The 5309-nt window shown below is 77.6% G+C and carries 2 protein-coding genes; both read left to right on the top strand.

Annotated elements, in window-relative coordinates:
• The first annotated feature begins 11 nt into the window (after positions 1-11).
• A complete protein-coding gene (locus RIF68_RS26340) occupies positions 12-2333 on the top strand; it encodes a serine/threonine-protein kinase (RefSeq protein ID WP_375165742.1) in 2322 nt (773 codons plus the stop codon).
• Positions 2334-2422: 89 nt separating this feature from the next.
• The coding region (locus tag RIF68_RS26335) for a protein kinase (RefSeq protein WP_309053788.1) at positions 2423-5309 on the top strand (2887 nt) is incomplete at its 3' end.

Genomic DNA, 5309 nt, shown 5'->3' with positions numbered 1-5309 from the left:
AGCCCGCCGACATGGCGGAACCAGACGCTCCGGCCGGGTCCGGCGGTGCGTCGACCCCGGTGGACGAGAAGCGGTCTGACGACCCGAAGGATGACGTGGCGTCCGACGCCGGTTCCCCGGCCGCCGGCACCGCGGCCCCGGGCGCGGACGCGAGGACGAAGACCCTCCCCACCGGCCGGACCGACAGCGACGGGCACGGCACGGGTACGGGCAGTGCCTCCGGAACCGGCGCGGCGACGCCGGACACGGGTACGGAGGCGTCGGCCGACGGCTCCGGCACGGCGTCGGGCACCGGTGCGTCGGCCGCCGCCACACCGCCGGCCGGGCGGCTGCGGGGGACCGAGCCGTCCACCGGGTCGGCCGGTTTCGGCGCCGGGGACGGCGACGGGACCCGGGCGGGCCTCGGCGGCGACCGGTTCCGCAAGACGCCCGCCTCCGGCACCGCGCCGGCCGGCGAGGGCCGCCTGCTCGCGGGCCGCTACCGCCTCGGCGTCGTCCTCGGGCGCGGAGGCATGGGCACCGTGTGGCGCGCGGTGGACGAGACCCTCGGCCGCACCGTGGCCGTCAAGGAGCTCCGCTTCCCCAACAGCATCGACGAGGACGAGAAGCGACGCCTCATCACCCGGACCCTGCGCGAGGCGAAGGCCATCGCCCGGATCCGTAACAACGGCGCCGTGACCGTCTACGACGTCGTCGACGAGGACGACCGCCCCTGGATCGTCATGGAGCTGATCGAGGGCAAGTCCCTCGCCGACGCCGTGCGCGAGGACGGCACGCTCAGTCCCCGCCGCGCCGCCGAGGTCGGTCTCGCCATCCTCGACGTCCTGCGTTCCGCGCACCGCGAGGGCATCCTGCACCGCGACGTGAAGCCCTCCAACGTGCTGATCGCCGACGACGGCCGGGTCGTCCTCACCGACTTCGGCATCGCCCAGGTCGAGGGTGACCCCTCGATCACCTCCACCGGCATGCTCGTCGGCGCCCCCTCGTACATCTCGCCCGAGCGCGCCCGCGGCCACAAGCCCGGCCCCGCCGCCGACCTGTGGTCGCTGGGCGGACTGCTGTACGCGGCGGTGGAGGGCAGCCCGCCGTACGACAAGGGTTCCGCCATCGCCACCCTCACCGCGGTGATGACCGAGCCCGTCGACCCGCCCAAGAACGCCGGCCCCGAGCTGGAGAAGGTCATCTACGGCCTGCTCGCCAAGGACCCGGCGCAGCGGCTCGACGACGCCGGTGCCCGCGTCCTGCTGAAGGCCGTCCTCGACGCGCCCGCCACTCCGGTGCCCGCGCCCGCGCCGGACGTCACCATGGCCATCCCGGTGCTGCCGCGTCCCCAGCGCGCGCCGAAGGCCCCCGTGGCCCCGCGCGAAAAGCCCGCCGACGCGGCCACCGACCGGGTCCGCGGCGCGCTGAAGTCCGTACGGAACGCGGCCGCCGCGACGAAGGCCGAGCCGGCCGCGACGCCCCGGCCCGACCACCTCCGGGGCGGTGGCAGGACGGCTCCGGCGCGCGCGCCGCTGACCGATGTCGTACCGCGCCGCACCCTGGTGATCATCGCGGCGGTCGCCGTCCTCGCCGTGCTCGGCACGATCCTGGCCCTCACGTTCGGCGGCGGGGACAAGGAGCCGACGGGCCAGGACACGGCCGGCGGCACCACGTCCGCCGGAGCCACGGCGGGCGGCGACGGCGGAGGACAGGGCGCCGACGGCGGCAGCGGGCAGTCCCCGGGCGACCCCGGCCAGCAGGGCGGCGCCGAGCCCGGCGACACCGGCACCTCGGGCTCGGCCGACGCGACCGGATCCACCGGCTCGACGGGGCAGACCGGCGGCCGGACCGGGGTGACCCCCTCGGGCAAGCCCGGCGGCACCGGCGCCGCCCTGCCCGCCGGCTACACCCTCGTCACCAACGACCGCTTCCACTTCACCATGGCCATGCCCGCCTCCTTCCGCCTCCGGCCGATCAAGGGATACAGCGACGGCGGCGTCTTCAGCGAGAGCGGAGGCTTCCCGCGCATCCAGGTCGACCACAACGCCAGCCCGAAGGACGACGCCAAGGCCGCCTGGGCGGCGGCCGTCTCCGGCGTCGCGGCCAGCAGCAACGGCTACCGCCACCTCGGCATCGACACCGTCTCCTTCAAGGGCTACCCGACCGTCGCCGACTGGAAGTTCGAGCGCACGCAGCAGGGGGTGCGCGTCCGCGTCCTCAACCGCGGCTTCAAGGTGGACGCCCGGCACGGTTACGCCCTCATGATCAGCTGCAAGGCGGACGAATGGGACGGGCCGGAGTGCCGGACCCTGCGGGAGACGGCGTTCGCCACGTTCACCCCCAAGGACTGAGCGGGGCCCGTATCGTGAGAGGCCGGATCCGGGGAGCGCGAGGGAACCGCGGGTTCACGGGGGACAGCGTGCGCGCGTGGGGAGGCGTCGTGGACGAGTACGCGGGAAGGGTGCTCGCGGACCGCTACCGTCTGCCCGCACCGGCCCGGACGGACGGCGGCGCGGACACCGGCACCGACTCCTCCGACCTGGCCGAGACCCGGGCCTTCGACACCTACAGCGGCCAGGAAGTGCTGATCCGTCAGGTGCCGCTGCCCGAGTTCGTCGACGCCGAGGTCCTCGACGGTGCGCCCGGTCACGACACCGCCGCCCCCTACGGGCGGCCCGGCCGGGCCACCCGCCGCCCCGCCGAACCGGTCGTGCGCCGGGCGATCGAGGCCGCTCAGGCCGCCGCCCAGATCCCCGACCATCCGCTGCTCGACCAGGTCTTCGACGTGTTCGCGGAGGCCGGTTCACTCTGGATAGTGAGCGAACTCGTGGGTGCCACCCCGCTGGCGGCACTCCTCGCCGAGCGGCCCCTGAGCCCCTACCGCGCCGCGGAGATAGGCGCCGACGTCCTCACCGCCCTGCGCGCCCTCCACGCGCACGGCTGGGTCCATCGCAACATCACCCCTCGCACCGTCCTGGTGTGCGAGGACGGCCGCGTCGTCCTCACCGGCCTCGCCGTCGGCGCGGCGGAGGAGGCCCTCTGCGGGTACGCGCCCGTCCCGGAGCCCGACCACGGCCCGGGCCCCGACGACTTCGCCGCGCCTCCCTCCTACCGCCCGGCTCCGGCCCATGCCGACGAGGAGCCGTACGAGGCGGAGATCTACGAGGTTCCCGAGGACGACGAGGACCAGGAGGACGCCGGGGGCGACGACGGCTACGCGTACGCCGCCGACGACGACTACGACGACTACGCCGACCACGCCGACCACGCCGACCACGAGGACTACGCCGACGGGCAGGCCCACGACGGGTACGAGGGCGACGGCGGGTACGAGGGCGACGACGACCGGACGCGCGGGTACGGCGGGGAGCGCGCCTCCGACGCCTACGGCCTGCCGCCCGGCGGCTCCCCGGACGAGTCCGGGAGCGCCGGTACGTACCCGGGGGCACGGGACCACGCGGAGTACGGCGACCCCGGTGCCCACGGCGGCCCGGCTTCCGGGGAGCACCCCGGGTCCGAGGACGAAGGGCCGTACGCGGGGCCGGACGAGCCCGGCGCCGAGGGGGAGAGGGGCCACGGCCCCGCCCCGTACGGCAGCGACCCCTACGGGGCCGGACCCTCCCCCTACGGGGCCGACCCGTACGGGCGGGGGACGCCCCCGCGCCCGGAGCCCCGCCCGACCCCGCCGTCCGCGCAGGCGGCGCCCACGGCCGACGCCCGGGCCGCCCGCGCGGGGGCCATCGCCGCCTACCGGGCGGGCGCCCGCGCCGCCGCGCGGCTCGGCGGGACGGGAGCCCTGCCGGTCCAGCGCCCCGCCCCCGTGGAGCCGCCCGCCGCCCCCGAGCCCCCCGCGCTCCCCGCCCCGCCGGGCCCTCCCACGCCGCCCCCGAGCGGACCGGCACCCCAGTGGTGGTCCCGTACGGCCGCCGACGACGCGGAGGACGACGAGGACGACGAGGACGACGAGGACGAGGACGGTACGGACGAGGGCCGCGGCCCCCAGGCCGGTCCGCCCCGCGTGATGCTGAGGGGCAACTGGAGCGACGGCCCGCACGCCGCGCGGGACGGATCCGGCCCGATCCCCGCCGGTGGCGGCGGGCCCGCCGGTCCCGGACGCGCACCGGTGCCGCCCGCTCCGGGCCGCCCCGCCCTGCCCTCCCTCCCGTCCGGCTTCACCCCCGCCACCCCGGACCCCGCCGCCGGCCGTGAAGCCGTCACCGCCCCGGTCCCGGCCGGCGCGCCGGACCCGGAGCTCTACCGTGGCCCCACCACGCGGCTCGCCGCCGAACGCGCCCGGCAGACCCGGATCGCCGTGGTCGGCGCCGTCACCGAGCGCTGGGCCCCCGAGCAGGCCGGGCCGGTGTACGACAACTGGCGCCTCGCCCCGCCCATCGGCCCCGCCACCGACCTCTGGGCCCTCGGCGCGCTGCTCTACCGGGCCGTCCAGGGGCACGCCCCCTACCCGGAGGACAACGCGGCCGAACTGGTCCAGATGGTCTGCTCCGAGCCGCCCGCCTTCGCCGAGGAGTCCGGACCGCTGCGCCCGGTCGTGGAGTCCCTGCTGCGCCAGGACCCCACCGAGCGCCCGGACGTCGAGGAACTGCGCGGCTGGCTGCGCTCCCTCGTCCGGTCGGCGCCGGAACCGGAGGCGGGCGTCGGCGTCGTACCCCTGCCGTCCTTCGACGAGACCCGGCTGCCGATCGTCCGCCGGCGCGGTGAGCTGGTGCGCCGGCGGTGGCGTGGCAGGGCGGGGGCGGGGGCGGGTCGCGCCCGTCACAAGCGCGGCCCCGACCGCGCCCCGGGCGCTCCCGGCGAGCGGTCCTCGGACCGGGGCGCGGCCCCGCGCCCGGCCGCGCGCGAGTACGTGGAGGTCCCGGCCCACGAGCTGTTCGCGGAGGAGCTGCCGCAGCGTGCCCCCCGCGGAGCCGCGGCGGCTCCCGGCGCGGACCGGGGGCGCTCCCCCCGCGCGCTCGGCCTGACGCTGCTGCTCCTCGTCCTGCTGCTGCTCGCCGGGGCCGTCGCGTACGCGGTCCTCGCACTGCCCGGAAAGGGCGAGGCGCCCGCCGGGTCGGCGTCCCCCACGGGATCCCCTACGGGGCCGGCGACGAGCGGGCCGTCCTCGGCCCCGCCCCCGTCCGGCACCTCACCGTCGGACCCGGGCCGCCCCGCCACGAGCACCGCCCCGCCGCCCGCCGCCGACCCCTCGGCCCCCGCCCTGGCCGCCGGGTACGTACTGCGGCAGGACCCGGAGGGGTTCCGGGTCGGGGTGCCCCGGGACTGGCGGCGCAGCCCCGTCAACGACGCCGGGCAGGTCCGCTACACGGGCG

The organism is Streptomyces sp. (assembly GCF_031178505.1).
Taxonomy (GTDB): domain Bacteria; phylum Actinomycetota; class Actinomycetes; order Streptomycetales; family Streptomycetaceae; genus Streptomyces; species Streptomyces gulbargensis.
The sequence above is the reverse complement of the archived record's forward strand: the minus strand, read 5'-3'. Positions and strand labels throughout refer to the sequence as shown.

Excerpts from the sequence above, each read along its gene's own strand:
- RIF68_RS26340 (WP_375165742.1), top strand. The coding sequence starts at position 12 with ATGGCGGAACCAGACGCTCCGGCCGGGTCCGGCGGTGCGTCGACCCCG.